General features: G+C 70.9%; 24 protein-coding genes and 1 pseudogene. 13 read left to right on the forward strand and 12 right to left on the reverse strand.

Annotated features, from left to right (window positions below; genetic code table 11):
- Positions 1-20: 20 nt before the first annotated feature.
- The 4 genes from Ato02nite_RS26995 to Ato02nite_RS27010 all read right to left on the reverse strand — a co-directional run bounded on the left by Ato02nite_RS26995 (position 21) and on the right by Ato02nite_RS27010 (position 2,572).
- Positions 21-635 (reverse strand): DUF3618 domain-containing protein, encoded by a 615-nt coding sequence (locus Ato02nite_RS26995; RefSeq protein ID WP_213009431.1) that lies wholly within the window; start codon positions 633-635, stop codon positions 21-23.
- Positions 611-1,027: a phage holin family protein gene (locus tag Ato02nite_RS27000; RefSeq protein ID WP_213009432.1), complete on the reverse strand. Its 417-nt coding sequence runs from the start codon at positions 1,025-1,027 to the stop codon at positions 611-613. Before Ato02nite_RS27000 ends, Ato02nite_RS26995 begins: the two co-directional genes overlap by 25 nt.
- Positions 1,024-1,767 (reverse strand): hypothetical protein, encoded by a 744-nt coding sequence (locus Ato02nite_RS27005; RefSeq protein ID WP_213009433.1) that lies wholly within the window; start codon positions 1,765-1,767, stop codon positions 1,024-1,026. The genes Ato02nite_RS27000 and Ato02nite_RS27005 overlap by 4 nt, the downstream gene beginning before the upstream one ends.
- 124 nt (positions 1,768-1,891) lie before the next feature.
- The gene (locus tag Ato02nite_RS27010) at positions 1,892-2,572 is read right to left on the reverse strand and encodes a carboxylate-amine ligase (RefSeq protein ID WP_213009434.1); all 681 of its coding nucleotides are present in this window, start codon (positions 2,570-2,572) and stop codon (positions 1,892-1,894) included.
- A 324-nt stretch (positions 2,573-2,896) separates the two neighbouring features.
- Between Ato02nite_RS27010 and Ato02nite_RS27015 the strand changes: the two genes are divergently transcribed.
- Together Ato02nite_RS27015 and Ato02nite_RS27020 are read left to right on the forward strand one after the other, a co-directional pair.
- The gene (locus tag Ato02nite_RS27015; protein WP_213009435.1) at positions 2,897-4,267 is read left to right on the forward strand and encodes a hypothetical protein; all 1,371 of its coding nucleotides are present in this window, start codon (positions 2,897-2,899) and stop codon (positions 4,265-4,267) included.
- 99 nt (positions 4,268-4,366) lie between these two features.
- On the forward strand, positions 4,367-6,385 hold the full coding sequence (locus tag Ato02nite_RS27020; RefSeq protein WP_246607448.1) for an SGNH/GDSL hydrolase family protein: 2,019 nt from the start codon (positions 4,367-4,369) through the stop codon (positions 6,383-6,385).
- On the opposite strand, the gene Ato02nite_RS27025 is transcribed toward Ato02nite_RS27020, so the two are convergent.
- Both Ato02nite_RS27025 and Ato02nite_RS27030 read right to left on the reverse strand, forming a co-directional pair.
- Positions 6,355-6,660, reverse strand: a complete 306-nt coding sequence (locus Ato02nite_RS27025) for a hypothetical protein (protein WP_213009436.1) — start codon at positions 6,658-6,660, stop codon at positions 6,355-6,357. The two genes, Ato02nite_RS27020 and Ato02nite_RS27025, sit on opposite strands and share 31 nt — an antisense overlap.
- 5 nt (positions 6,661-6,665) lie before the next feature.
- Positions 6,666-7,022 carry a zinc-binding metallopeptidase family protein gene (locus Ato02nite_RS27030; protein ID WP_213009437.1) on the reverse strand — a complete coding sequence of 119 codons (357 nt, stop codon included), beginning with the start codon at positions 7,020-7,022 and terminating at the stop codon, positions 6,666-6,668.
- Positions 7,023-7,084: 62 nt separating this feature from the next.
- Between Ato02nite_RS27030 and Ato02nite_RS27035 the strand changes: the two genes are divergently transcribed.
- The 6 genes from Ato02nite_RS27035 (at position 7,085) to Ato02nite_RS27060 (ending at position 11,775) form a co-directional block, all read left to right on the forward strand.
- Positions 7,085-7,546 (forward strand): DUF6098 family protein, encoded by a 462-nt coding sequence (locus tag Ato02nite_RS27035; protein WP_213009438.1) that lies wholly within the window; start codon positions 7,085-7,087, stop codon positions 7,544-7,546.
- Between the two features lie 67 nt (positions 7,547-7,613).
- Positions 7,614-7,829, forward strand: a complete 216-nt coding sequence (locus Ato02nite_RS27040; protein ID WP_213009439.1) for a CDGSH iron-sulfur domain-containing protein — start codon at positions 7,614-7,616, stop codon at positions 7,827-7,829.
- 57 nt (positions 7,830-7,886) lie between these two features.
- Positions 7,887-8,852: an iron-containing redox enzyme family protein gene (locus tag Ato02nite_RS27045; RefSeq protein ID WP_213009440.1), complete on the forward strand. Its 966-nt coding sequence runs from the start codon at positions 7,887-7,889 to the stop codon at positions 8,850-8,852.
- A gap of 3 nt (positions 8,853-8,855) precedes the next feature.
- Complete coding sequence (locus Ato02nite_RS27050) at positions 8,856-9,644, forward strand: MBL fold metallo-hydrolase (RefSeq protein WP_213009441.1); 789 nt, start codon at positions 8,856-8,858, stop codon at positions 9,642-9,644.
- A 41-nt stretch (positions 9,645-9,685) separates the two neighbouring features.
- On the forward strand, positions 9,686-10,666 hold the full coding sequence (locus Ato02nite_RS27055; RefSeq protein WP_213009442.1) for a methyltransferase: 981 nt from the start codon (positions 9,686-9,688) through the stop codon (positions 10,664-10,666).
- Complete coding sequence (locus tag Ato02nite_RS27060) at positions 10,663-11,775, forward strand: carboxylate-amine ligase (RefSeq protein WP_213009443.1); 1,113 nt, start codon at positions 10,663-10,665, stop codon at positions 11,773-11,775. Before Ato02nite_RS27055 ends, Ato02nite_RS27060 begins: the two co-directional genes overlap by 4 nt.
- Before the next feature lie 54 nt (positions 11,776-11,829).
- Here Ato02nite_RS27060 and Ato02nite_RS27065 read toward each other — a convergent pair whose 3' ends face one another.
- On the reverse strand, positions 11,830-12,747 hold the full coding sequence (locus tag Ato02nite_RS27065) for a manganese catalase (RefSeq protein ID WP_213009444.1): 918 nt from the start codon (positions 12,745-12,747) through the stop codon (positions 11,830-11,832).
- Positions 12,748-12,887: 140 nt separating this feature from the next.
- Between Ato02nite_RS27065 and Ato02nite_RS27070 the strand changes: the two genes are divergently transcribed.
- Positions 12,888-14,147 (forward strand): Nramp family divalent metal transporter, encoded by a 1,260-nt coding sequence (locus tag Ato02nite_RS27070; RefSeq protein ID WP_213009445.1) that lies wholly within the window; start codon positions 12,888-12,890, stop codon positions 14,145-14,147.
- A 76-nt stretch (positions 14,148-14,223) separates the two neighbouring features.
- On the opposite strand, the gene Ato02nite_RS27075 is transcribed toward Ato02nite_RS27070, so the two are convergent.
- Positions 14,224-14,868, reverse strand: a complete 645-nt coding sequence (locus Ato02nite_RS27075; RefSeq protein ID WP_213009446.1) for a response regulator — start codon at positions 14,866-14,868, stop codon at positions 14,224-14,226.
- A 60-nt stretch (positions 14,869-14,928) separates the two neighbouring features.
- Between Ato02nite_RS27075 and Ato02nite_RS27080 the strand changes: the two genes are divergently transcribed.
- The gene (locus tag Ato02nite_RS27080; protein WP_246607449.1) at positions 14,929-15,576 is read left to right on the forward strand and encodes a sensor histidine kinase; all 648 of its coding nucleotides are present in this window, start codon (positions 14,929-14,931) and stop codon (positions 15,574-15,576) included.
- Between the two features lie 87 nt (positions 15,577-15,663).
- On the forward strand, positions 15,664-15,849 hold the full coding sequence (locus Ato02nite_RS27085; RefSeq protein WP_213009447.1) for a hypothetical protein: 186 nt from the start codon (positions 15,664-15,666) through the stop codon (positions 15,847-15,849).
- On the opposite strand, the pseudogene Ato02nite_RS52605 reads toward Ato02nite_RS27085, so the two are convergent.
- The 4 genes and pseudogenes from Ato02nite_RS52605 to lon all read right to left on the reverse strand — a co-directional run bounded on the left by Ato02nite_RS52605 (position 15,838) and on the right by lon (position 20,731).
- Positions 15,838-16,684, reverse strand: a pseudogene (locus tag Ato02nite_RS52605) (alcohol dehydrogenase catalytic domain-containing protein). The gene Ato02nite_RS27085 and the pseudogene Ato02nite_RS52605 sit on opposite strands and share 12 nt — an antisense overlap.
- Positions 16,681-17,073, reverse strand: coding sequence for a hypothetical protein (locus Ato02nite_RS27095; RefSeq protein ID WP_213009448.1), 393 nt, complete (start codon positions 17,071-17,073; stop codon positions 16,681-16,683). The pseudogene Ato02nite_RS52605 and the gene Ato02nite_RS27095 overlap by 4 nt, the downstream one beginning before the upstream one ends.
- 88 nt (positions 17,074-17,161) lie before the next feature.
- Positions 17,162-18,361, reverse strand: a complete 1,200-nt coding sequence (gene ligD, locus Ato02nite_RS27100) for a non-homologous end-joining DNA ligase (RefSeq protein ID WP_213009491.1) — start codon at positions 18,359-18,361, stop codon at positions 17,162-17,164.
- 114 nt (positions 18,362-18,475) lie between these two features.
- Entirely contained in the window at positions 18,476-20,731 is a 2,256-nt protein-coding gene (gene lon / locus Ato02nite_RS27105; protein WP_213009492.1) for an endopeptidase La, read from the reverse strand.
- Between the two features lie 273 nt (positions 20,732-21,004).
- Between lon and Ato02nite_RS27110 the strand changes: the two genes are divergently transcribed.
- Together Ato02nite_RS27110 and Ato02nite_RS27115 are read left to right on the forward strand one after the other, a co-directional pair.
- Positions 21,005-23,680 carry an outer membrane protein assembly factor BamB family protein gene (locus Ato02nite_RS27110; RefSeq protein ID WP_213009449.1) on the forward strand — a complete coding sequence of 892 codons (2,676 nt, stop codon included), beginning with the start codon at positions 21,005-21,007 and terminating at the stop codon, positions 23,678-23,680.
- Between the two features lie 49 nt (positions 23,681-23,729).
- On the forward strand, positions 23,730-24,716 hold the full coding sequence (locus Ato02nite_RS27115; RefSeq protein WP_213009450.1) for a substrate-binding domain-containing protein: 987 nt from the start codon (positions 23,730-23,732) through the stop codon (positions 24,714-24,716).
- Positions 24,717-24,775 lie beyond the last annotated feature (59 nt).

Here is a 24,775-nt window from a genome sequence, read left to right on the forward strand (position 1 = left end):
AGGCCGGCGCACCCAGCCGGTCAGGAGGCGTTGTGAGCCGCCTGCTTCGTCTGTTCCCTGGCATCCTGCGCCGACGACTGGGCCTGGTTCCGGGTCGTCTGCGCGGCGTCCTTCGCCGTCTCCTTGACCTGGCCGACGGCCTGCTGCACGGTGCCGGAGAGGTCGTCCTTCACCTCGGTGGCGATGTCCTTGACCTTGTCGGTCAGTTCCCCGCTGTTGTCCTTGAGCTGCTGCCCGGCGCGGCGTTCGGCGTCGGTGACCGGGATCAGCGTGGCGGCGAGCATGCCCACACCGAACGCGATGATCCCGGCCGCCACGGGATTGCCCTGAGTTTGGGTCGCGACGGCCCGCGGGGCACTGCGGACCGCGTCCGCGGTGTCGTGGGCCTTGTCCTGCACGCTGCTCACGGCTGAGGACGTCTTGTCCTGCACGGTGCCGAGGGCGGACGAGGTGGCGTCGCTCGCCGCGTGCCGCGCTTGATCGGAAGTGCCCATGACCTTCTCCTTGACTGCGGTCCAGCGCCGCTGTGCCACCTTGGTCGGACTGGTTTTCTCGGCGAGCAGGTCGACGTCACGGGTCAGTGAGGCCCGCGTGTTCTCGATGTCCTGCCTCAGCCGGTCGGGTTCTTCAGCCATTGCGCGTCCTCCTTGATCGTGTCGACGGTGCGTCGGGGCATCGGCTCGACGGTCTTGAGCTGCCGGCGGCCACGCAGATAGAGCACGCCGGCGATGATCGCCCACAGGGCGGCGACGATGAGCGCCGCCCAGCCCGGGTCCATCACGTTGGACAGTCCGGCGACCAGCGCGAAGCTGAGCAGAACGACCACGAGGTACCCGGCGAAGCCGGCCCCGCCGAGCATCCCGGCCGCCTTGCCGGCCTTTGCCGCCTCCTGCTTGAGTTCCACCTTGGCCAGCTCGACCTCCTGGCGGAACAGCTGCGACAGGTCATCGCTGATGTTGCCGATCAGGTCACCGATCGAGGTGTCGGCGACCTGATCAGAGCGCTGTTGGGACGGGGGCGTGGTCACGGCCGGCGCTCCTCGACGAGGTAGTCCTGCTCGACCACGACCGGCGCACCGGTCCCGGTCGCCGCGTATTCGGTGCCGGTACCGACGTAGTCCGCGCCGGCACCGGCCGTGGTACCGACGTAGTCGGCGCCGGCACCGGCCGTGGTGGCGACATCGGCGGCGGGGTAGCCGGCGGGATCCGGAGACGGCTGGGCGTTCGACACGAAGGAGTCGCCGGCCGGCTTCCGGCTGCCGGCCGCGGGGTCGGCCTTGGCCACGGTCTTGCCGAGCCGGCCCACCACGAAGCCGGCCGCGAGCGCGGTCGCCAGGAACGCCCCGGGACGGCGCCGGGCGAAGTCCTGCACCTCCTGCAGCACCCCCTCGGGGCCGTTGCGGTCCAGGTAGTCGGCCAGCTGCCGGCCACCCTCGGCGACCCGGGACACGACCATCGCCGCCGGCGAATCACCGCGATCGCCACGCATCTCGTCGAGCTGGGCCGCGGTGTCGCGGATGCTGCCGACCAGGCGGTCGTTCTGCGTGCGAGCCTGTTCGCCGAGCTTGCCGCGCACGTCGGCGGCAACGTTGCGGACCTGATCCTTCGCCTCGGTGCCGACGCGCTGCGCCTGCTCGGCGGTGGTCTCCTTGACGTCGCTCACGGCCTGCCCGGCCGCTTCCTTTGCCTGTCCGGCTACCTGCTTGGCCTTGGACGAATCGTTTCCGGGGGAGTCCAACGCGTAGGCGCCGGTAGATGAATCACTCACAGTGCCTCCTAATTAGGCCGGTCGTACGAAACGCCGGGTTCCCCCGATGCGGGCTTCTAATCTCCCGACCCGTTTATCGCATAAACAACGATCATGGAATGGCACAGGTGAGCGGATCTCGCCGTCAGCCCTTGATGCTGTGCTCGGCAAGGTAGGTCAGCGCGGTCTCGACGTCACCGGGCAACCCCGGCGTGACGGTGGCGAAGAACTCGTGCACCAGCTCCCATGCCGGGCGCTCCCGGCCCAGGCGTACGTCGATCAGCGTTCCGGTCAGGCCTTGGCGGGCCGCCTGCCAATGCGCCCGGTACACCAGGTCCAGGTCCACCGGCGGGTTCGAGCGTCCGGCTTCCAGGTCCTGGGTCGCCGCCACGACGGCGGCTCGCACCAGTGCTGCCACCAGAACACTGTCGTCCACGCCGAGGCAGACGTCACCGGCTCGAACCTGCACCCCGGAATCACGGGGGTGAGGACGCACGGTCCAGCCCGGTACGGCTCGGCTCACCGTGGCGGTGACCTGCCGGACCCGGTCGGCCGTGTGCTCGTGATCGGCGACGGACCACAGCCGGGGGGCCAGCATGCCCAGGGTCTCGCGCTGCTGTTGAACGAAACACCAGCTCGCGTACCCGGTGTCCACCGATCGGTCGAACGGTGAGTTGGCGGTCATCGCGTGGATCACCGGTAGCCACGTCCGCAGGCAATGGAAGATCCGGACGGCAAGCTGCCGATCCGGCACGGCGGCCTCCAGACGCAGCCCGCGGAGGGCAGGCAGCGGCGGTCCGAGCGGCACCGTTCCGAGGGCGACCATGAGCCGGCCCTCCCCGGCCGTGCCGCCGCGGCGGCACGGCGCGCACCGAGCAGAGCCGTACGCAGCCCGCCCAGATCGGCGTACCAGGAGGTCTCCAGGCTGAGCCGCTCGGCGCGGGCTCCCATCGGATCGCGGTCCAGCAGCAGGACATCCTCGACCGCCCGAAGCCGCTTCAACGGACAGCCGCGGCACGGGACGACCGTTTGTCGGCGAAAGTCCCGGGTACGCGGCCGCCATGAACGAAGCAGTCCGGCGAGGCCAGAGCGCCTGGCGAACCGACTTCACCGCGGCCGGCCGCGCGAACTGACCGATGGGCTCCGGATCATGACCCTCTCCGAGGTACCCCGTCCACCGCGCGGCCGGCTGCGGCCCGACACCGTGCTCGATCCCGACAGTCTGGTGCGCGCACTGATCGATGCCGCCACGCCCGGCCCGGCCGGGGCCGACCGCCGGCTGCGGTACGTGCCGCTGCTCGGCCGGCGCGGTGAACTGCCCGACGACGCACGAAAGGTTGCCCTGCGCGCCGAGGCGACAGCGGCCGCGCTGCCGGACAACGCCATCGACCGGATCGACGCCGAAGCGGTGGCCGGCTGGTTGTCCGGCCGTTATGCCGAGCCGGCCTACCCGGCGGTGGTGTTCGGATCGCCGCACGGCTCGGCCGTCCATCTGGCCGCGGCGCTCGGCGGGGCGTGGTTACCCACCAGCTTCCGGCTCCGGGTGCCGTGGCCGGGCGGTTCGCCGGAGAACTGGACCGGCGCAGCCGAGTGGGGACGAGAAGTGGCCGGCCGCATTCTGGCCGCCAACCCCACGATCAGCGTGCGGCAGGTGCACGACCCGGTCCTGGACGGCCCGCTCTGCGGAGCGACGGTGACCCTGCACCTGCGGTGGCGACGCCTGCCGGCCGCGTACTCCCGGTTCCTGCGCACCCGGCTGGCACCCGGCGGCCTGTCGCTCACCCTCCGCGACCTGCGCACCTGGCCGGTCCACCACCTGGCGCCCGGACACACCATGCAGCTCGGCAGCCCGGTCAGCGGGTTGTCGGCGCACGAGTACGACCTCGGTGAACCCGGCCTGCGAGGGACGCCGACACATCGGGACGCCCTGCCGCAGTACGCGGAAGCGGGCGGCGAAGCGGCTCTGGAAACGGAGGTGCGGCACCTCGCCGCGCTCGCCGGGCACCACACGCACCGCGCCCTGTATTCCTCGCCGGACACGCTCAGCCGGTTCGTCGCGGACCTTTACCGGGGCCATCTCCGTGCTGTCGCCGGGCGGGGTGAGTCCTGCCTGATCGAAACGGGACGGCTGATCTCCCCGAGCCGGGTGATCGAACACGGGCTGGTGCCGTACTGGTGCGAGTCGGCGGCGCTGCCGGCCATCGACGCCGCCGAGTGGTGGCTGGCCGGGAGCGATCCGTTCGACCGTCTCTCGGTGCTGCCGGAACCGCCCGGCACGGCCGCGGGAGCCCATGCCGGCCTGGTCCAGTGGCGCTCGCTGGCGAGGTTCGCCCGCCACGACGGGTGGGTGGACCGGCTTGCCGCCGGGCGATACCCGACCCTTCCGATCCCCCGGAGCAACGTGGTCCGAGTGATCACGCAACGGGCGGCACCGGCGGCACCGGTTCCCCTGATGACCAACCAGCAGGTCATCGCGGCCCTCCGGCAGCAGGCGCCGACGTGCGGAATCTTCGTGGACTGATAGCCGTCACCCGAAAGGTGACGTCGTCCGACGTTTGAACTGCCCTCCGGTTGGCATCCGCCTCCGCCACAATTTACCCGAAGAGCGGAGGAACCGGACGTGAGCAGTGCGGACACCGGCCGGGTGTCGTTCGGATACCGGCCGGCCCTCGACGGTCTGCGGGCACTGGCCGTGACGGCGGTGGTTCTCTACCACGCCGGCATCACCGGGCTGGGCGGCGGCTTCCTCGGCGTCGACACCTTCTTCGTCCTGTCCGGCTTCCTGATCACGTCGCTGTTGCTGACCGAACGCCTGGCACACGGACGGATCGACCTGCCCCGCTTCTGGATCCGGCGGGCCCGGCGCCTGTTGCCGGCCCTGCTGGTCATGGTGGTGGCCACCGTGGTCGCCGGGCGCTGGCTGCTCGACCCGGACGCGCTCGGGCTGCTGCGCACCGACGCCTGGGCCGCGCTGGCCTACCTGGCCAACTGGCGGATGATCTTCCGGGGCACCGGGTACGTCGCCGCGACCGCCGCGCCGTCGCCGCTGCAGCACACCTGGTCGCTGGGCATCGAGGAACAGTTCTACCTGATCTGGCCGCTGGTGGTCGCCGGGCTCATCGGCTGGGTGGCGGCCCGGCACACCCGTACCGTGCTGGTCGTCCTCTGCGGGGCCGGCGCCATCGCCTCGCAGCTGGCCTGCGGCTTGGTGTTCCAGCCGGACGACATCGCCCGCGCCTACTACGGCACCGACACCCGCGCCCAGGCCCTGCTGATCGGGGCCGCGCTCGCCGCCGTCCTGACCCGGCCGGCGGCACCGAGCCCCGGCCGCCGCGGGCGCCTGGCCCTCGGGGTCCTCGGCGCCGCCGGTGCGGCCGCGACGGGCCTGCTCTGGCACTTCGGCGCCGATCAGGCCGCCTGGCTCTATCGCGGCGGCCTCACCGCGGCCGCTCTCGGTACCGCCCTGATGATCCTGCCGGTCATGATCGTCCCCGGCGCATTCCTGGCCCGGCTGCTCGGCTTCGCGCCGCTGGTGTGGCTCGGCCGCATCTCGTACGGCGTCTACCTGTGGCACTGGCCGCTGTTCAGCTATCTCACGGCCGACTCGACCGGCCTGTCGCGGTGGCCGCTCCTGGCCCTCCGGCTGGCCGCTACCCTGGCCGCCGCCGTGCTGAGCTACCACCTGATCGAGATGCCGATCCGGCACGGAGTACTGGGCCGGTCGCTTCCCCGTCGCGTACCGGTCGCGGTGGCCGCCGCGACCGTCGCCGTGACAGCCGTCGTGATCGCCTACGCGGCCACTCCCCCGCCCGCCCCGGTGACCACCGCGGCCCCGGTCGTCATCACCACCGTGCCGGCCGCACCGCACCTGGCCAACCGGCGGGTGGTAGCGCCCAGGCCGGCGCCGATCGACCGGCCCGGGCGGCCCGGCGCCGGCCGTGAGCCGCGGGTGATCTTTCTCGGCGACTCGGTCTCCTGGGTCATCGGCACCTACCTGCCGGCCCACCCCGGCATGTGGACCAGCGTCCGGGCCATTCAAGGCTGCGGCATCGCCACCCTCCCGGACATCCTGCAGCTCGGCACCCGGCACACCAACTATCCCGGCTGCACCTCGTGGCAGAAACGCTGGCAGAGGGGCGTGGCCGAGGACCAGCCCGACGTGGCGGTGATCGAGCTGAACCGCTGGGAGCTGATGGATCGCCGGTACCAGGGGCGCTACCAGCACGTCGGCGACCCGGCGTACGACCGGTACCTGACCGCCCAGCTCGATCGGGCGATCGACATCGCCGGCTCCCGCGGCGCCGCGGTCGTGCTGCTGACCGCCGCCTACACCCACCGTGCCGAGAAGCCCGACGGCAGCCTGTACCCCGAGGACCAGCCGGGACGGGTCGATGCCTGGAACCGGCTGCTGCGGGCCACCGCGGCCCGGCACCGCGACTCGGTCACCGTGCTCGACCTCAACCCGGTCGTCTGCCCGGACGGCAAGTTCACCTGGAAGATCGACGGCCGCCGGGTCCGGAGCGACGGCCTGCACTACACCCCGGCCGCCGTCCAGCGAATCATCGCCCCGTGGCTGCTGCCCGAACTCGCCGCGATCGCCAACGGCACCTATCCACGCGCGACCGCCCCCGGGGACTGAAACGGTTCGAGCAGCCCGGAGGTTGCCGGAGCCTGTCGTGGTGGTGGCACAACGCGGCCCGGCTGTCCGGGCGGCAGCAGGTCGGCGGCACCGAGCAGGGCCAGGACTTGGGCAGCCGGTGCGCTGATCGCACAGACCCGCGGTGCCACCCGGACGTTGAGCAGGCCGATGACCGCCGCCCGGAACGCCGGTGCACGATGCATGTCGAGCTCGCCGCGGACGGCCCGGACCTCCAGCACCTCGATCCCCGACCGGCTCAGGCGCCGTAGGTACACCGGATTCAGCGCGGCGCGGACGGCCGGGACCACAGATACGCCAGGGTAGCGGTCCCGTTGACCAGCATTTCGATGGACACCCGTTCATCGCTGCCGTGCCACCGATCCTCGGGCAGCCCGACGCCGAAGAACAGGACCGGCGCGTCGAGCACCCGGCTGAGCAGTTCGGCCGGTCCGCCGCGCGATCGTGAGGTCGTACTCGACCGTGCCGGCGAGATGTCAGCCACCCAGCGCCGCAACTGATCGGCGACGTCGGCGACTGTCTGGCCGGGAACCGTCCGGATGTTCACGGTCGCGGTCGCCACCGCCGGAAAGCCGGTGGCGCGCAACTCGGCCGCCTCATGCCATCTCGGGGCGCCCACCCGTACGGGTTCGGTCCGGCCGAGCGACGACTAACGCTCGCGAATCGGGGCACGCGGGGGGCGTGTTCGAGAACTTGCCCACGATCGCCGACCTGGATGATCTCATCGAACTGATCACCAGCTCGGCGGCAGAAGATCAATTATTCGTACGGTGGTCGGCCGGCCCGGCGGTGGACCTGCGCCAGGACGAGACCAGCCGGGACTCGCTGACCGGTGTGCCGCTGCCCGGCCTGTCGGCCAACCCGCTCGCCGTCGAACCGTGGTGGGGTGACCGATCCCTGCGGCTCTGGGTGGCCCGCCGGCTGTACGACTACCGCCACCTGCGGTACCTGCGCGGGCCGAACGTCCGCCCGTGGGTGCTGGTGGGTAGCCGGTGCGGCCGCGGACCGGACAACGAGCCGCTGGTCAGGGTGCGCCGGCCGGTCGCCTGGATCGCCGACGCCGCGTTGATCGAGGCGGAGCACCTGGTCGAGGCCCAGAATTCGGCCGAGTGGGGCCCGCTGGACCGGCGCGGTGCCCGATGACACCGGCGACGGCGACCGCTTACCCGCCGGGGGTTTGGCCGGCCGCCTGGCGGGGATCCGGTCCGCCATGAGTTCGACCATCATTCCGTACGAGGACGGCCCGCTGATCGTCCGCGGCGACTTCGAGATCGTCACACCGGACGGCGCGCCGATCGAGGCCGGCCGGGCCACGGTCGCCCTGTGCCGGTGCGGGAAGTCGGCGATCAAGCCGTTCTGCGACGGCACCCACAAGGTGATCAACTTCCGGGCGGGCACCGACCGTGTCACACCGCCGCCGCGATGAGCCGGCGATGATCCCCCGGCGGCGTTTACCCGGCGCGTGCGCGGGAAGCCAGCCGGCATGAAACTCCCTGCTCCGCGCGGTGCCGTCTCCACCGCGGTGATCGATCTGCTCGGTGGGAAGGCGGCGACGTTGCCCCGCACGACGACGCCGGACGACGACGAGGATCTGCATCTGGCGCTGTTCGTCTGCTACGAGATGGCCTACCGCGGCTGGGACGGGGTGGACGACCGCTGGGAGTGGGATCCCGAGCTGCTGCGGTTGCGCGCCGCGCTGGAACAGCGGTTCGAGGCCGACCTGCACGCTCTCGCCGGCCCGCCGGAGCACGTGGACCCGGAGACCGTGCCACACCGCCTGACCGAGTTGGTCACGGCCGACGACGGCCCCTCGCTGTCCGGCCGTCTGCGGAGCCGGGCCACCTACGAGCAGTTCCGCGAGTTCGTCACGCACCGTTCCGTCTACCACCTGCGCGAGGCCGACCCGCACACGTACGTGATCCCCCGCCTGGCCGGACGGCCGAAGGCGGCACTGATCGAGATCCAGCTCGACGAGTACGGCGGGGGCGTCGTCTCGAAGATGCACCAGGAACTCTTCAAACGCACGATGAGCTGGTTCGGCCTCGACCTGACCTACGGGGCGTACGTCGATGCGGTCCCCGCCGCGACGCTGGCCACGAACAACGTGATGTCGCTGTTCGCCCTGCACCGCCGCAACCGGGCCGCCCTGCTCGGTCATCTCGCCGCCTACGAGATGACCTCCTCGATACCCAACCGGGCGTACGCCGGCGGGCTGCGCCGGCTGGGCGGGGACGCGAGCGCCACCGCGTTCTACGACGAGCACGTGGAGGCGGACGCGGTACACGAACAGATCGCCGCGCACGACCTGTGCGGGTCCTTCGCCGTCGCCGAACCCGAGCTGGCCGGCGACGTGCTGTACGGCGCCCGCTGCGCCCTGGCGCTCGACGCGCGGTGGGCCGGTACGGTGCTCGCCTCCTGGGACGCCGGTCGATCATCGTTGCGGGAGTGATCCATGCAAGCCACCGTCACCTTCATCGGCAACGCCACGACCGTCCTGCGGCTGGGCGAGTTCACCTTGCTGACCGACCCGGCGTTCGGGCCGGCGGGCAGCCGCGTCTACCTCGGTTACGGGGCGTGGACCCGCCGACTGGCCGATCCCGCCCTGCCGGCCCTCGATCTCGCCCAGGTGGACGCGGTGCTCCTCTCCCATCTGCACGGCGACCATTTCGACCGGGCCGCGCGGCGACGACTCGCGCACTCCCTGCCGATCATCACGACACCCCAGGCGCAACGCCGTCTGCGCCGCCGGCACTTCGAGGCGGTGCACGGGCTGCCGACCTGGGAGTGCCACGAATGGACCCGGGACCGCCAGCGGCTGCGGGTCACCGCGGTGCCCGGCCGGCACGGTCCCGGCCCGGTCGACGCCCTGCTGCCGGACGTGATGGGCTCCGTCGTCGAGCTGGAACAGGACGGGCAGCGCGAGCTGACGGTGTACATCACCGGCGACACGCTGTACGACACGAACCTCGCCGAGATACCGCGGCGGTTCGGCGAGATCGACGCCATGCTCATCCACCTCGGCGGCACCCGGCTGCTCGGGCTGCTGCTGACCATGGACGACCGGCAGGGCACCGATCTCACCCACCTGATCCGGCCGAGGCTCACCGTCCCCGTGCACTTCGATGACTACCGGGTGATGAAGTCGCCGCTGAGCGACTTCCTGGCCCGCGCGCGGCAGCAGGGACTGACCGGCGTTCAACCGATCGCGCGCGGCGACACGCTGGATCTGCGGTCGCCCTGATCAGCGCGAATAGGTCGCCCGGGACGGGGAAACCGCTCGCCATGACGACGATCGGAACGGCCGCACCGGCCGCATCCGCCCAGCTCGACGCCGCCGCCGACGAGGCACTGCTGCGCCTCGGCCGGGCACTCGAGGACCGCGGTTATCGGTTCATCACGGTCACCCCGACCACCCACGAACGGGTCAACCGGCGCCCCGGGAACGCGTGGGCGCACAACGAACGGGACGTGCTGGGCTGGAGCCGGCCGTTCCGGGACGGGGTGCTGCCCGCGGAGCTGATGGAGTTGCTGGACGCCGGCGGAGCCCTCGAGCGCCACGGCGACGGCTGGCGGAGCCGGGTCCGGTTCTCCTCCTACGACGACGAGTTGTTCCTGCACTCCGCGTTCCCTACGGCGACCGCCGATTCGGTCTTCCTGGGCCCGGACACGTACCGGATGGCCGACGCGGCGGTCGCGCACCTGGCGGCGCGGGCAACACCGGTCCGCCGGGCCGTGGACATCGGTTGTGGCACCGGGGCCGGCGCGATCGCCATCGCGAAGCGGGCGCCGGAGGCCGAGGTCATCGGCGTCGACATCAACGACACCGCGCTGCGGTACGCCCGGATCAACGCCGAGCTGGCCGGCACCGAGCGGGTCCGGTTGTCCCGCAGCGACCTGCTGGACGGCGTGGACGGCACTTTCGACCTGATCATCGCCAACCCGCCGTTCATGATCGATCCGGCCGGCCGCACCTACCGCGACGGCGGCGGCCCGCACGGCAACGAACTCTCCCTGGCGGTCGTCGACGCCGCGAAGCAGCGGCTGGCCCCGGGTGGTTCGCTGGTGCTGTTCAGCGGGACGGGCATCGTCGACGGGAAGGACCCGCTCCGCGCGGCCGCCGAACGCCGGCTGGCCGGCGCCGGCCTGGCCTGGACCTACCGCGAGGTGGACCCCGATGTGTACGGCGAGGAGCTGGACACCGCCGCCTATCAGCACGCCGAACGGATTGCGGTCGTGGTGCTGACCGCGACCCGGCCGCGGTGAGCACACCCGGGCCGATCCCCGGCCAAACCCTGGGTGTCGAGGAGGAGTTCCTGCTCCTCGACCCGCACAGCGGCGAGAACGTGCCGGTGGCCGGAAAGGTCCTGAGCTCCCTTCCGGAGTCGGTGCGCGGGCAGAGCCGCCTGGAGTTCCGGCACAGCATGGTCGAGATGGTCACTCCGGTCTGCACCGGCCTGGCCGAACTCCGGCACCACCTGGTCGATCTCCGGCGGGCGGCCGCGGCCGCGGCGACCGGCGCCGGCGCCCGCCTGGTCGCCGTCGGCGCTACTCCGGTGGCCGAACCCTGCCGGGAGCCGACCGAGAACCCGCGGTTCCACGAGATCGCGCGGTACTACGGGCCGATCGCCGCCGACCCCGCCGTGTGCGGCTGTCACGTCCACGTCGGCGTACCGAATCGGGCGCTCGCCATCGAGGTCGGCAACCACCTGCGGGAATGGCTGCCGGTCGTGCAGGCCCTCACGGCGAACTCGCCGCTGTATCAGGGTGCCGACACCGGCTATGCCAGCTGGCGATCCGTGCAGCTGCAACGGTGGCCCAGCCTGGGGCCGACGCCGCACACCGACTCGGCCGCCGACTACGACCGGACGGTGGCCGCGATGGTGTCGTCCGGCGTCATGCTCGACGACAGCATGGTCCTCTGGTATTCGCGACCGTCCGCGACCTACCCGACGGTCGAGGTGCGAGTCAGTGACGCCGGACTCACCGTGGACGACACGGTGTTGCTCGCGGGCCTGGTCCGGGCGCTGGTGGCGACGATCAGGGACGACATCGCGGCCGGTCGGCCGGCCCTGCGCATCCCGGACGACCTGCTCCGGGCGGCGCACTGGAACGCGGCCCGCACCGGGCTGGACGGCACCCTCACGGATCTCCGGTCACGGCGTGCCCGGCCCGCCTGGAGCGTCGTCGACGAACTGGTCGCGTACGTCGGTCCGGCCCTGCACCACCAGGGCGACCGGGAGGTCGTCGAGGCGCAGCTCGCCCGCATCCGCCGGGACGGCACCGGCGCGGCCCGGCAGCGGCAGATCCTCCGGGCGGGCGGCGATATCGGCGCGGTCCTGGACCGGCTGGCCGAGCTGACCGTCTCCGGATGACCCGGAAGGTCGCGCGCGGGAGCGGCCGCCCTTCGCTCCCGCGCGCGATGACCGTCAGTCGAGAGCACCCTTGATCTTGTTGACGACGTTGGCCACGCCCTGGGCGTGTGCTCCCGCCCCGGTGCCCGGCTTGCCCTTGCCCATCGCGCCGTCGTAGGTGACGAACAGCTTGGGGTCCGGCGCCGGCCCGAGGGGCTTGTCGTCGGTCAGCGGCTGCGCGTCCGGCACGTACACGATCTCCTTGCCGCCGACCAGGGTCGGACCCTGCGCCCAGCGGCCCTCGCCGGCCGTACTCTCCGGGTCGAAGCTGTAGAAGGTGTGGTTGGCCTCCTGGTTCTCGTCGTCGCCGTTGGAGTCCTCGATCCCGTTCTCGGTGAAACCGTCGGCGACGAGCTGCTCGATGCCGAGCAGCCACTGCTGCTGGTGCCAGGTGTCGCGGGCGAGGTTGAACTGCAGCATGTCCTTGACCCCGCGGTCGTCGGTCATGTTGTAGACCCGGCTGGTCATCAGCCGGCTCTGCGCCTCGGCGGCCACGTTGGACCGGAAGTCGCTGAGCAGGTTGCCGCTGGCGATGATGTAGCCGGTGTTCCACGGCACGCCGGCCGCGTCCCGCGGCAGCGCACCGCCACCGGTGACGATGGCGTGCTGCGGGTTCATGCCACCGAGGACGGCGGCCAGCACCGGGTTGGCGGCCGCCGCCTTCTCGGTCGCTTCGCCCGGGGCAGCCTCGAGCAGGCGGGCCAGCATGGTCGTGAGCATCTCGACGTGGCCGATCTCCTCGGTCGCGATGTCCATGATCATGTCTTTGTACTTGCCCGGCACGCGGCACGACCAGCCCTGCCAGAGATACTGCATCATCACGGTCATCTCACCGAACTGACCACCGACGAGCTCCTGCATCTTCGCGGCGAGCAGGGCGTCCGGCTTCTCGGGCTTGGCCTGGAACTGCAGGTAGTCGACGTGCTTGAACATCAGAACCTCCATGCTGATTCGAGGGGCACGACGATCGGCTACCCAGGGTTCTGGCCCGGCGGGGCCACCGCTGGCCCGGCCAGGTCACCTTCGCGGGGCACCCGGAGGTATCCGGTCGCCGGCAACCCGGGGAGACGCTCATGGCCATCGACACCTCCGCACCCCTCGCGGTGTCACTCCCCCTGCGGCGGCGCGTCGCCCGGCTAGCGCCGTGGTTCGGCCCGGCCTTCGTGGCCGCGATCGCCTACGCCGACCCGGGCAACTTCGCCACCAACTTCACCGGTGGCGCCACCTTCGGCTATCAGCTGGCGTGGGTGATCGTCGCCGCCAACCTGATGGCCATGCTGATCCAGTCGCTGTCCGCCAAGCTCGGCCTGGTCACCGGCCGGGACCTGCCGCAGCTCTGCCGGGCACGGTTTCCCCGCCCGATCAGCCGGACGCTGTGGGTGCAGGCCGAGGTCGTGGCGATGGCCACCGATCTGGCCGAGATCATCGGCGGCGCGCTCGCACTGAACCTGCTGTTCCGGGTGCCGCTTCCGATCGGTGGCCTGATCACCTGCGTGGTCGCGTTCGCGCTGCTCACGCTCCAGCGCCGGGGCGTACGGCGGTTCGAGACGGTGATCGCCGGGCTGCTGGGCGTCATCCTGCTCGGCTTCCTGTACAACGTCCTGCGCTCCGGCGTCGACTCCGGTGCGCTGGCCGGCGGAATGGTGCCCTCGCTGTCCGGAACGGACGGTCTCGTGCTGGCCACCGGCATTCTCGGCGCGACCGTGATGCCGCACGTCATCTACCTGCATTCGGCGCTGACCAGGACGCGGACGATCACGGGCGCCGGCCCGGACGAGCGCCGCCGGGCCCTGCGGTGCCAGCGTGTCGACACGCTGGTCGCGCTCGGCGCCGCCGGGCTGGTCAATCTGGCCATGCTGGTCGTCGCCGCCCAGCTCTTCGCCGGGACCGGGATCACCGGCACGGACAGCCTGGAGGGAATCCACACCGGGCTCACCGAGACCGTCGACCGGTACGCCGCGCTGGCGTTCGCGGTCGCCCTGCTCGCCTCGGGTCTGGCCTCCTCGAGTGTCGGCACCTACGCCGGGCAGGTCGTCATGCAGGGCTTCATCGGGCGCACCATCCCGCTGTCAGCCCGCCGCATCCTCACGATGGCACCGGCGATGCTAGTGTTGCTGGTCGGCGTCGACCCGACCAAGGCCCTGGTGTGGTCCCAGGTGGTGCTCTCCTTCGGGGTTCCGTTCGCGCTCGTCCCGCTGATCTGGCTGACCCGGCGCCGCGATGTGATGGGCGAGCACACCAACAGCCCGGTGGTGACGGCGATCGCGGTCGCCCTGGCGGTCCTGATCATCGTGCTGAACGCCGTGCTGATCCTGAACGCCGTCGCCGGATAGCCGTTTGAGGCCCCGAGGCGCGGGAAGTCGGCTGTCTCCGCAGGCATCGAAGGAGTCTCATGACGACCTGCCGACCTCAAAGAATCCCCGCGCTCCCGGCCAGCGCCGCGGCCTCGGTCCGACTCGACACCCGAAGCTTGCGCAGCAGTGTCGCGGTCAGCCGCTTGACCGTCCGTTCGGAGACGTGCAGCTCGACCGCGATCTCGGTCGTGGTCGCGCCGGCCGCGATGAACTGCAGCAGCTGCCGTTCCGCCTCGTCCAGCTCGGCCGGCGCCGGGCGGATTCCCCGGACCGGCGCGAGCAGCGTGCCGAGCAGGGCGGCCGGCAGAACCGACCAGCCGCCCAGCACCGCGAGCAGCGGCTGCAGCAGGTCCGCCACCTCGCTGGTCTTGGGCAGGAACCCTTCCGCCCCGGCCCGCAGCGCCTCGATCGCCGGCTGCGGATCCTCGTCCCCGGACATCGCCACGATCCGGACGCGTGGTGCGGCGCGCCGGATGGCGCCCACCGCCCGCACCCCGCCGGGCGCCGGCATGTGCAGGTCCACCAGCACCAGATCCGGGACGGTACGCCGGACCAGGCTCGCTGCGGCCGAGGCGTCGCCGGTCGAGGCGACCACGGTGACCTGCCCACCGCTCACCTCGGGAAGCAGTAGTTCAAGTCCGCGGACGAACAGCGGGTGGTCATCGACCAGGGCAACTGCGATAGCACGACCGTTCTGCATGCGCGCTGCATGCCCGTTCCGGAGCGCACCATGTCTCGGTTGACCCGGCGATGGAGGATGATGCACGAGCCGCAGCCGGCCGATCCCGGCCTGCTGTTGCTGCGCAGCGTCTGTCACGAGTTGCGGCCCCCGATGTCCACTCTCACCTCCCTGGTCCAGGCACTTCAGGAGCACCCCTCCGAGTCGGCCCGCGCCGATCTGGCCCGCCTGGCCGGTGAGCACGTCACGTACGCGGAGGCGGTCCTGCGGCAGGCTGCCGCGGCGGCGTACGGCATGGCCGGCACCACCGACCCGCCGGTCCCGTTCCACCGGATCCTGCCGATGGTGACGGCGGCCGTACCCGTCGAGCGTCTCGTCGTCCGGCTGGGCCGGACCGCCGGAGACCATCCGGTGCACCGGCAGCATGCCGGGCAGATCCTCATCAATCTGCTGACCAACGCCGAACGGTACGGCCCGCCCGGGGAGCCGATCCGCCTGGAGGCCCGCACCCATCGGCGCCGGCTCCGGCTGACCGTGAGCGACGCCGGCACCCTGACCGCCGAACTGGCCCGATCGTTGCGCCGGCCCGTCCCACCGGCCGGGGAGAAGGGTCTGGGCCTGTGGGTGGTAAGGCAACTCGTCGTCGCCAACGGTGGCACCATCCGCGCCCGCCGTCTGGCCCCGCGGGGCGTGGCCGTCGAGGTAACCCTCCCCCGGCCTCGGCGTTGACCCGCCGGGGCCATCACCTGGCCCCGGCGGGACGGCGTACGGGGCACCTCTGTCACCGACCGGTCGACGCCCGAAAGGAACACTGTCATGTCTGTCGCGCTGCTCACCCGGACCGCCGTGAGCGCGGCCTACCTGCTCGCACTGCTGCTCAACGGCCGCGCGGACCTGACCACCGGCGTGCTCGCCGCCGCACTCGTCGCGGTGTGGGTCGTCCCCCAGCTTCGCGACCGCAGGCTACGGCGCTCCCCCGCCCCTGACCTGTCAGTTGGGTAGGAAGACCGCCCGTACACAATCATCTTCTTTGTCTTTGAACATCCGATAGCCGGTCGGGGCCTCGGCCAGCGGCATGGTGTGCGTGGCCAGATATTCGGTCACCAGTTCACCGCGCGCCATCCGGTCGAGCAGCATCGGAATGTAACGCTGGCCGTGCATCTGCGCTCCCCGCACGGTGAGTCCCTTGTTCATCAACGCCCCGAGCGGGAACTTGTCCACGAAACCCGCGTACACGCCCAGGACGAACACCGAACCGCCCTTACGGCAGGCGTGAATCGCGTCGCGGACCGCCGCCGGCCGGTCGGTCTGCAGGCGAAGCTGCTGCTTGACCTGGTCGTAGAGGAACTGCGGGCCAGGAGTGTGCGCCTCCATCCCGATCGCCTCGATACACACGTCCGGGCCCCGCCCACCATTGGGCGTGACTTCCCGGATTACCGCCCATCGCATGCGAATACCCGAAACAGCCCCCCGGCGCCTGCCCCCACAATGTCTCGGTGATCGCCGGATTGGTGTTGCCGTTGTCGCACAACGAGAACAATCGCTGTTCGCAGAACCAGCACTTGCCGCAGGCGATGAACGACGACACCACCACCTGGTCACCGACCTGATGGTTACGGACGTCCGGCCCGGTCTCCACGACCTCACCGACGAACTCGTGACCCAGCACATCACCCTTCTCCATGAACGGGATGTAACCACCGAGCAGGTGCAGATCCGAACCACAGGTAACCGTCCGATTGACCTTCACGATGATGTCACCGGCGTTACGGATCTCCGGGTCCGGCACCTCCCCGACAGCCAGCTTGTTCACCCCTTGCCACTGCAACGCCTTCACAACAGTCCTCCCTCACGACCGTGCCGGGTGGCCGACCGCAGCGGCCGATTCCATGGGGTCGGTGTCGTCGTCGGACCGCCCGGCCGCAGGACGTCACCGACCTCCAGGAGAGATCGGCTCTCGCGCAGCAGACGCCGGATGTCGCCGTCGGACACCGTGTCGTTCAGGGCGCGGGCGCTGATCTCCGTACCCCGGCCGGCCGGGGCCGCTCGTAGCCGCACGTCGATGGTTCCGTGGTAGGCGCTCAGTGGCTCCGGCAGCACCTCGGCGATCTCCTCCAGAGGCCGGTGAACCGTGATCACGTGGCGCCGGCCGGCGGGCGGCTGTCTCCTGGTGACGATGCGATAGGTGGTGCCGCCGAGAGCAGCGGTCACGGCGGTCACGATCATCGCGCGAGTCATAGGTCTCATGGAGGTCTGAGTACCGATTTGGAGGCCGCTCAAACGGACGTTCGCCGGCACGGTCGAGGCGGGGCTGTCACGCCGCTCCGATGCGGGGGGTCGGGTCGCCGCCGCCGTTGTTCTCGACCAGGTCGCCGAGGTCCACACCGGCCCGGCCGAGCAGCTGTTCCACCGCGGCCAGGTCCAGGCCGTCGATCACGTTGTCGGCGTGCAGCAGGCGGTACGAGCGCAGACCGTCGCGCTGGATCACCTCGACCCGCCACTTCCCGTCGGCGGTGGCCAGCGCCCCCTCGACCGTGGCCGGGGCGGGAACGGTGGGGGCCGGCTGCCGGCGTGCCTCGGCCGGGGTCCGGTCCGGCCGCAGGCCTCGCCACGAGGGATGGCGCATGCGCCCGTCGGGTGTCCAGTTGCGGAAGGCGACCTCGCCCACCAGCACCGGTTCGACCCAGTGGGCGTGCCGGGCGAATTCGCGGGGGACGCCGGATACCGGCGGTGTGCCGCGGGCGATCGCGGCCAGCTGGTCCGTCAGCTGGTGCAGCATGACGTCGGTGAAGCCGGTGCCGACGTGGCCGGCGAACCGCGGGGTGCCGGCTTCGTCGAGGACGCCGAGCAGCAGTGAGCCGATGGTGCCGGCCCGGCGGCCTTCGCCCGCCTTCCACCCCAGGACCAGAACCTCTTGGGTACGGATGAGTGGGACCTTGGTCCACGAGTCCGCCGAGCGCCGGCCGGGCCGGTACGGACCGTTGCGCCGCTTCGCGACCACTCCTTCCAGGCCGCCCAGCTCCGCCGCCCGCAGGATCGCCGCGCCGTCGACCCCGGTGAAATACGGCGGCGTGCGTACCGTCGGGGCGTCGAGGCCAAGGCCGGCGAGCAGGTGGCGGCGGCGGTCGTACGGCTCGTCCAGCAGCGCCGTCCCGTCCAGCCAGAGCAGGTCGAACACGTAGTAGACGACCGGGACCGTGTGCAGCAGCGCGCTGGTGGGCCGGGCGACGTGCATGCGGGCGGCGAGCTTCGCGAAGGACGGCCGGTCACCCGGATCGAGCGCGACGATCTCGCCGTCCAGGATCGCCGCCCGGTCACCGAGCAGGTCGCCGAGCACGCCCAGCTCCGGGTAGGTGGCCGTGACGTCGTTGCTGTTGCGCGACAGCACCCGCACCCGGCCGCCGTCGACGTAGCTGACCGCGCGGACCCCGTCGTACTTGAACTCGAACGCCCAGCCGTCGCCGGGCGGCAGCGGCCCGGCCGCGGCCAGCATCGGCGGGATCACCTCGGGCATGGTCACCCGTTCGGGCTACCCGCTCCTGGTCAGGACGATGCCGACGGCCGACGAACTACTGCCGTGTAGTTCGTCGGCCGGACGGCGCCGACTGATCTTGATCCGGGGCAGGTGTCAGGCTGCGGCCGCCCCCACGCCGGCGGAAACGGGCTCCAGGGCCGTTCCCAGAATCTCGCGGACGTCCGCGACGATGTGCACCGTCAATGCCGAGAGCACGTCGGCCGGCACCTCGTCGAGGTCGGGCTCGTTGCGCTTCGGCAGGTACACCTCGGTGAGGCCGGCCCGCTGGGCCGCCAGCAGCTTCTGCTTGACGCCGCCGATCGGCAGGACCCGCCCGGTCAGCGAAACCTCGCCGGTCATCCCCACCTCGGCCCGCACGTTACGGCCGAGCAGCAACGACACCAGCGCCGTCGTCATCGTGACACCGGCTGACGGTCCGTCCTTCGGCACCGCGCCCGCGGGCACGTGCAGGTGGATCGGGTGGTCGAGCTGCTCGGGCGAGATGCCCAGCTCCTCGGCGTGGGCCCGGACGTAGGAGAGCGCGATCTGCGCGGACTCCTTCATCACGTCGCCGAGCTGCCCGGTGACCGAGAGCCCGCCCTTGTCCCCGGGCAGCAGCGACGCCTCGATGTAGAGCACGTCACCGCCCATCCCGGTCACGGCCAGGCCGGTGGCCACGCCCGGAACGGCGGTCCGCTCGGACGACTCCGGAGTGAATCGCGGCCGCCCGATCAGGTTCTTGAGGTCGGCGGCGTCGACGGTGGCCGGCAGATCACCCAGGGCGGCCTTGCGGAAAGCCTTGGCGAGCAGCCGTTCCATCGACCGTACGCCGGCCTCGCGGGTGTAATTCGCGGCGATCTCGCGCAGCGCGTCCTCGGTGACCGTCACCTCGTCCTCGGCCAGCGCGGCCCGCTCCAGCTGCCGGGGCACGAGGAAGTCCCGGGCGATGGCGACCTTGTCGTTCTCGGTGTAGCCGTCGATCGTGATGAGCTCCATCCGGTCGAACAGCGCCTGCGGGATGGTGTCCAGCACGTTCGCGGTCGCGATGAACAGGACGTCGGACAGGTCCAGGTCGAGGTCGAGGTAGTGGTCGCGGAAGGTGTGGTTCTGCGCCGGGTCGAGCACCTCGAGCAGCGCCGCCGCGGGGTCGCCGCGGTAGTCGCTGCCGACCTTGTCGACCTCGTCGAGCAGCACGACCGGGTTCATCGAACCGGCCTCCCGGACCGCGCGCACGATGCGGCCGGGGAGGGCGCCGACATACGTACGGCGGTGGCCCCGGATCTCCGCCTCGTCCCGCACACCGCCCAGGGCGACCCGGACGAACTTGCGGCCCAGCGTGCGCGCGACCGACTCGCCCAGCGAGGTCTTGCCGACTCCGGGCGGCCCGGCCAGCAGGATCACCGCGCCGGACCCGCGCCCGCCGACGACATTGAGACCGCGGGACTCGCGACGGGCGCGGACGCCGAGGTACTCGACGATGCGTTCCTTGACCTCGTCCAGGCCGTGGTGGTCGGCGTCGAGCACGGCCCGCGCCGCGCCGAGGTCGGTCGCGTCGGTGGTGCGGACGTTCCACGGCAGGTCCAGGACCGTGTCGAGCCAGGTCCGGATCCAGCCGGCCTCGGGGTTCTGGTCGCCGGCCCGCTCCAGCTTGCCGACCTCGGCCAGGGCCGCCTCGCGGATCTTCTCCGGCAGATCGGCCGCCTCGACCCGGGCGCGGTAGTCGTCGGTGCCGTCCGCCTCGCCCTCGCCGAGCTCCTTGCGGATCGCCTTGAGCTGCTCGCGCAGGAGGTACTCGCGGTTGCGCTTCTCGACCGATTCGCGTACGTCGGTATCGATCTTGTCGCTGACCTCGGACTCCGCCAGGAAGTCCCGGGTCCACTCGACGAGCAGCCGCAGCCGGGCCTCCACATCCGGAGTCTCCAGCAGCTCACGCTTGCGGTCGTTGGACAGGTACGGCGCCCAGCCCGCGGTGTCGGCCAGGTCACCGGGGTCGTCGATGGCGCTGACCGAGTCGATGACCTGCCACGCCTCGCGGCGCTGCAGCACCGAAACCACCAACTGCTTGTATTCGGCGGCCAGCTCGCCCACGTGCTCGCCCAGCGGGCCGGCCGTGACCGGTTCGGCCTCGACCCAGAGAGCCACGCCCGGACCGGTCACGCCGGCGCCGATGCGGGCGCGCACACCCGTGCGCAGCACGGCGGCGGGCGAGCCGCCGCGGAACTTGCCGACCCGCTCCAGGCTGGCCACCACGCCGTAGGTCGCGTAGCGGTCCGCGAGCCGCGGGGCGATCAGCAGCTCGGAGCCGGCCGACGTGCGAGCCGCATCGACGGCGGCCAGGGCCGCCTCGTCGAGCTCGACCGGAACGACCATGCCCGGCAGCAGGACAACGTCGTCAAGGAACAGAACGGGGAGTCGTTTGCTGGTCACCCGGTACCTCCGAGAAAGTTGAGTATGCGCGGCTCAACTACGGAGGCCCCCAACATCTTCCGGTGTTCACTGCCAGCGAAATCGCCGGCCCCGCGCCGATAGCAACCCATCTTGTGGGACGGCGTACACCCCACTATGGTCTGTCTAGCGGAACTAATGGTCCATCAAGCGGACCTTCGGCAGTCCACCTGGGCATTAACGAAACCACGGTGATCGATGAAACCGCGCAATCTCGCACCGCTCCTGTTAGCCGTCGCTGTCGCGGCCGGGCCGTCGGCCGCCATCGCCCAGGGCCCTCGAGATGGCGTCGAGCGGACGAACCCGCCGGGTCTGGAGCCGACCGGGGCGGACATGCCGACCGTCGGTGGCAACCTCGCGAACCAGCACTACTCGGGGCTGAAGCAGATCTCCCGGCGCAACCTCGACAAGCTTGGTCCGGCGTGGCGCACCCATGTCTCCGCGGTCGCCCCGGCCAGCGACGACGTCGGCCAGCAGACGACGCCCATCGTGGACGACGGGGTCATCTACCTGGACACGCCGGGCGGTGAAGTGATCGCCGTCGACGGCGCGACCGGTGAGCCCAAGTGGAAGTGGGCGCCGGAGGGTTTCGAGACGGCGGACACGCGACGCGGCGTCTCGGTCGGCGAGGGCAAGGTGTACACGCTGGCCGGCGGCGATCGCATCGTCGCCCTCGACAAGAACACCGGCGAGCAGGTCTGGTCCGTGCAGCCGGCCGTCCAGGCCGGTGTCGACCTGGGCAACATCGACCGGGTCGCAACGGTGTACTACGACGGCGTGGTCTACGTCCACGCGGCCAACGGCGACCGTGCCGCGGTCGTCGCGGTGCGTGCCGTCGATGGCAGTTACCTGTGGCATTTCTTCGGTGGACCGGATCGCGGAACCATCTACACCGACGTCAACGGCAACTCCGTCGACGCCGGCGCCACCTGGGGGCCCGTGCTGCCCGACGGCACGCAGTGCAACCTCGAGGCCGGCGCGACACCGTGGATGCACGGGGCGATCGACCCCGAGCTGGGCTTCTACTACATGACCTTCGGCAACCCGCGCAGCTGCCGGAGCTCGCAGGACGGCTCCCTGCGCCCGGGCGACGACCTGTTCTCCACCACGATGGTGGCGGTCGACCTGAAGACCGGCGCGTACAAGTGGCACTACCAGTCGATCCGGCACGACGTGTGGGACATGGACAATGTCCATCCGCCGACCCTGGCCGACATCAGGATCAAGGGCCAGAAGCGCAAGGTGGTGTTCTACGGCAGCAAGTCGGGACACCAGTTCGTGCTCGATCGGACGACCGGCAAGCCCGTGCTTCCGGTCGTCGACAAGCCGATGATCCAGGACTCCCGGCAGCACAACGCCGAAACCCAGCCCTTCCCGACGGAGCGCCTGCTGCCCGAATGCGTCGTCTGGCAGAAACTGGACCCGCGGAACGTCCCGGGTGACCCGTGGCGCGCCGTGCCGAACTACAACGGCTATCAACCTGACGCGAAGGGCAACCTCGTCTTCAACCCGGACAGCTACGTCAAGGCCGACCAGCCGTTCCTGAAGTACCCGCCGGGCTACCCCTCGGACCACCGCCGCGGCTGCATGTACGACCCACAGTGGGACCTGCCGATTCTGTCGACCACCAGTCAGAACGGCGGGGCCGACTGGTCGAACGACTCCTACAGCCACAGCACGAACATGGTCTATTACCCGTACGGCACCAACCCGGTGGCGCACTGGAACGGCGCCGCGGCCAACGGGCAGCGAGCGATCGGCCAGTACCAGACCGGCGGCATCCTGGCCTACGACGCCTCGACCGGCAAGGTGCGGTGGCGCAACCACCTCGGCACGGACATGTCGCACGGCCAAGGACCCCTGACGACCGCGACCGATCTGCTCTTCGCCGGCCAGATCGACGGCCGGCTCCTGGCCCTGGACGCCCGCGACGGCGACGTTCTGTGGGAGTTCCAGACCGGGTCGGGCATCTCCGGCGCCCCGATCACCTACACGGTCGGCGGCGAACAGTACGTCGCTGTTCTCGCCGCCGGGTCCACGAACCCGTACGGCGCCTCGGTGACGCAGGGCGATTCGCTGTGGGCGTTCAAGCTCGGCGGCACCTACACGACCGAGTCGGGCAGCCAGGAGGGGCCGGACACAGCTCCGCTGGCGATCCGCCGCCCCGTGCAGGGCAACCCGGTCGACGGCGCGACGGTGAACAACACCGTTCTCCTGGGCCGCCAGAACCGCACGACCGACACCGCCGCAGCCCGCGACAGCACCGCACAGGGCGGCATGGCCCCGACTCACCTCCGGGTGCCGGTCGGGACCACCGTGACCTTCCTGAACCCGGGAGCGGAGACCTTCCCGAACTTCCCCAACCAATTGCCGCACTGCGCGACCCAGTACTTCGAAGGGCTGTTCAACCCCCGACTGGACCCCGGCGAGCGCTTCGAGTTCACGTTCGACCGCGCCGGCGAGTACTACTTCAACGACTGCACCGACCCACGGCCGACCGGCAAGATCGAGGTGTACCCGACACCACAGGACCTGCCGGGCGCGTTGCGATTCACCCCCGCGACCCTCGACCTCAGCTCGCGGACCGGAATTTTCACCGCGGTCCACGGCACCGTGACCGCCACGCTGCACCTTCCGGCCGGCCACCGCCTCGACGGCGGGGTCGAGCTACGCACACCGCTGTCAAGGACACCTGTCCCGGCCGAGCGGGCGAAGGTGATCGGCCGGACCTTGATCGTGACGTTCGACAAGGCCGACCTCGACAACAACGTGCCGGAAGGCGACGCGGTGGCGTTGACGCTGGTAGCGAACTTCCGGCAGGGCGGCGACCAAAAACAGCTCACGTCAACCGCGACGGTACGGGTCCGCAAATGAGGCCCGGGGCGCCACGACATTCAAAGGAATCTATGCGTACGTTGTTCAGGTGAGCATTCCCATCGCGCTGGCATGCGAGCGGTACGACCGCACGGAGGCGCTCCGCGACGGCCGGGTCACACCGGCCGGGGTGGATCTGACCTACCTGCCGCAGCCGGTCGAGGAGACGTTCTTCCGGATGGCCCGGTTCCGCGAGTTCGACGCCGCCGAGATGTCGCTGGCCAGCTACGTGGTGAGCCTGACCCGAGACGCACCGTTCGTGGGCCTGCCGGTGTTCCCGTCCCGGATGTTCCGGCACAGCGGCATCTATATCGCGGCGGCGTCCGGCATCATGGAGCCGGCCGACCTTGCCGGGCGTCGCGTCGGCGTGGCCGAGTTCCAGCTGACGGCCAACGTCTGGATCCGGGGCCTGCTCGCCGACGAGTACGCCGTGCCGGTCGAGTCGGTCTCCTACGTCACCGGCGGGCTGCACACCCCTGGGCGAACCGAGAAGGTACCCCTCCACCTCCCGCCCGGCATTCGCGTCGAGCCACTGGGGCCGGGGCGCACCCTCGACGAGGCACTGGCCACCGGCGAGATCGACGCGCTCTACTCACCGCGTACGCCGCAAAGCTTCACCAGCGGCGATCGCGGGGTGCGCCGGCTCTTCGAGCCGGCCCGCCCGGTCGAGGAGGACTACTACCGGCGGACCGGCATTTTTCCGATCATGCATGTGCTGGTGCTGCGCCGCGATGTGTACGAGCGCAACCGCTGGCTGGCGCGGTCGCTGTACGACGCGTTCGAACGCGCCCGGCGGCTGTGCGTGGCGGGCATGGACGACACCGCCGCGGCCCGCTACATGCTGCCCTGGCTGCACGACGAGGTGGCCCGGACCCGGGCGTTGCTCGGCGACGACTACTGGCCCTACGGGCTGGAACCCAACCGCCAGGCGCTCCGGACCTTCCTGGACTACGCGTACGCCCAAGGGCTGGCCGCCCGCCCCCTGGAGCCGGAGGAACTGCTGGCACCGGAGACCCTGGAGTCGGCGATCGTCTGAACAACCTGATGGCACGACAGATCCATTGACCAACAACTATGTCTGACTAGGCTGGCGAG

It is taken from the genome of Paractinoplanes toevensis, assembly GCF_018332695.1.
In the GTDB taxonomy this organism is placed as follows: Bacteria; Actinomycetota; Actinomycetes; order Mycobacteriales; family Micromonosporaceae; genus Actinoplanes; species Actinoplanes toevensis.

Bases quoted from the DNA above. Each gene is read 5' to 3' on its own strand.
- Ato02nite_RS26995 (WP_213009431.1), bottom strand. From the start codon at position 635: ATGGCTGAAGAACCCGACCGGCTGAGGCAGGACATCGAGAACACGCGG.
- Ato02nite_RS27010 (WP_213009434.1), bottom strand. From the start codon at position 2,572: ATGGTCGCCCTCGGAACGGTGCCGCTCGGACCGCCGCTGCCTGCCCTC.
- Ato02nite_RS27015 (WP_213009435.1), top strand. From the start codon at position 2,897: ATGACCCTCTCCGAGGTACCCCGTCCACCGCGCGGCCGGCTGCGGCCC.
- Ato02nite_RS27040 (WP_213009439.1), top strand. From the start codon at position 7,614: ATGAGTTCGACCATCATTCCGTACGAGGACGGCCCGCTGATCGTCCGC.
- Ato02nite_RS27045 (WP_213009440.1), top strand. From the start codon at position 7,887: ATGAAACTCCCTGCTCCGCGCGGTGCCGTCTCCACCGCGGTGATCGAT.
- Ato02nite_RS27050 (WP_213009441.1), top strand. From the start codon at position 8,856: ATGCAAGCCACCGTCACCTTCATCGGCAACGCCACGACCGTCCTGCGG.
- Ato02nite_RS27055 (WP_213009442.1), top strand. From the start codon at position 9,686: ATGACGACGATCGGAACGGCCGCACCGGCCGCATCCGCCCAGCTCGAC.
- Ato02nite_RS27065 (WP_213009444.1), bottom strand. From the start codon at position 12,747: ATGTTCAAGCACGTCGACTACCTGCAGTTCCAGGCCAAGCCCGAGAAG.
- Ato02nite_RS27070 (WP_213009445.1), top strand. From the start codon at position 12,888: ATGGCCATCGACACCTCCGCACCCCTCGCGGTGTCACTCCCCCTGCGG.
- Ato02nite_RS27075 (WP_213009446.1), bottom strand. From the start codon at position 14,868: ATGCAGAACGGTCGTGCTATCGCAGTTGCCCTGGTCGATGACCACCCG.
- Ato02nite_RS27080 (WP_246607449.1), top strand. From the start codon at position 14,929: ATGCACGAGCCGCAGCCGGCCGATCCCGGCCTGCTGTTGCTGCGCAGC.
- Ato02nite_RS27085 (WP_213009447.1), top strand. From the start codon at position 15,664: ATGTCTGTCGCGCTGCTCACCCGGACCGCCGTGAGCGCGGCCTACCTG.
- Ato02nite_RS27095 (WP_213009448.1), bottom strand. From the start codon at position 17,073: ATGATCGTGACCGCCGTGACCGCTGCTCTCGGCGGCACCACCTATCGC.
- ligD (WP_213009491.1), bottom strand. From the start codon at position 18,361: ATGCCCGAGGTGATCCCGCCGATGCTGGCCGCGGCCGGGCCGCTGCCG.
- lon (WP_213009492.1), bottom strand. From the start codon at position 20,731: ATGGTCGTTCCGGTCGAGCTCGACGAGGCGGCCCTGGCCGCCGTCGAT.
- Ato02nite_RS27110 (WP_213009449.1), top strand. From the start codon at position 21,005: ATGAAACCGCGCAATCTCGCACCGCTCCTGTTAGCCGTCGCTGTCGCG.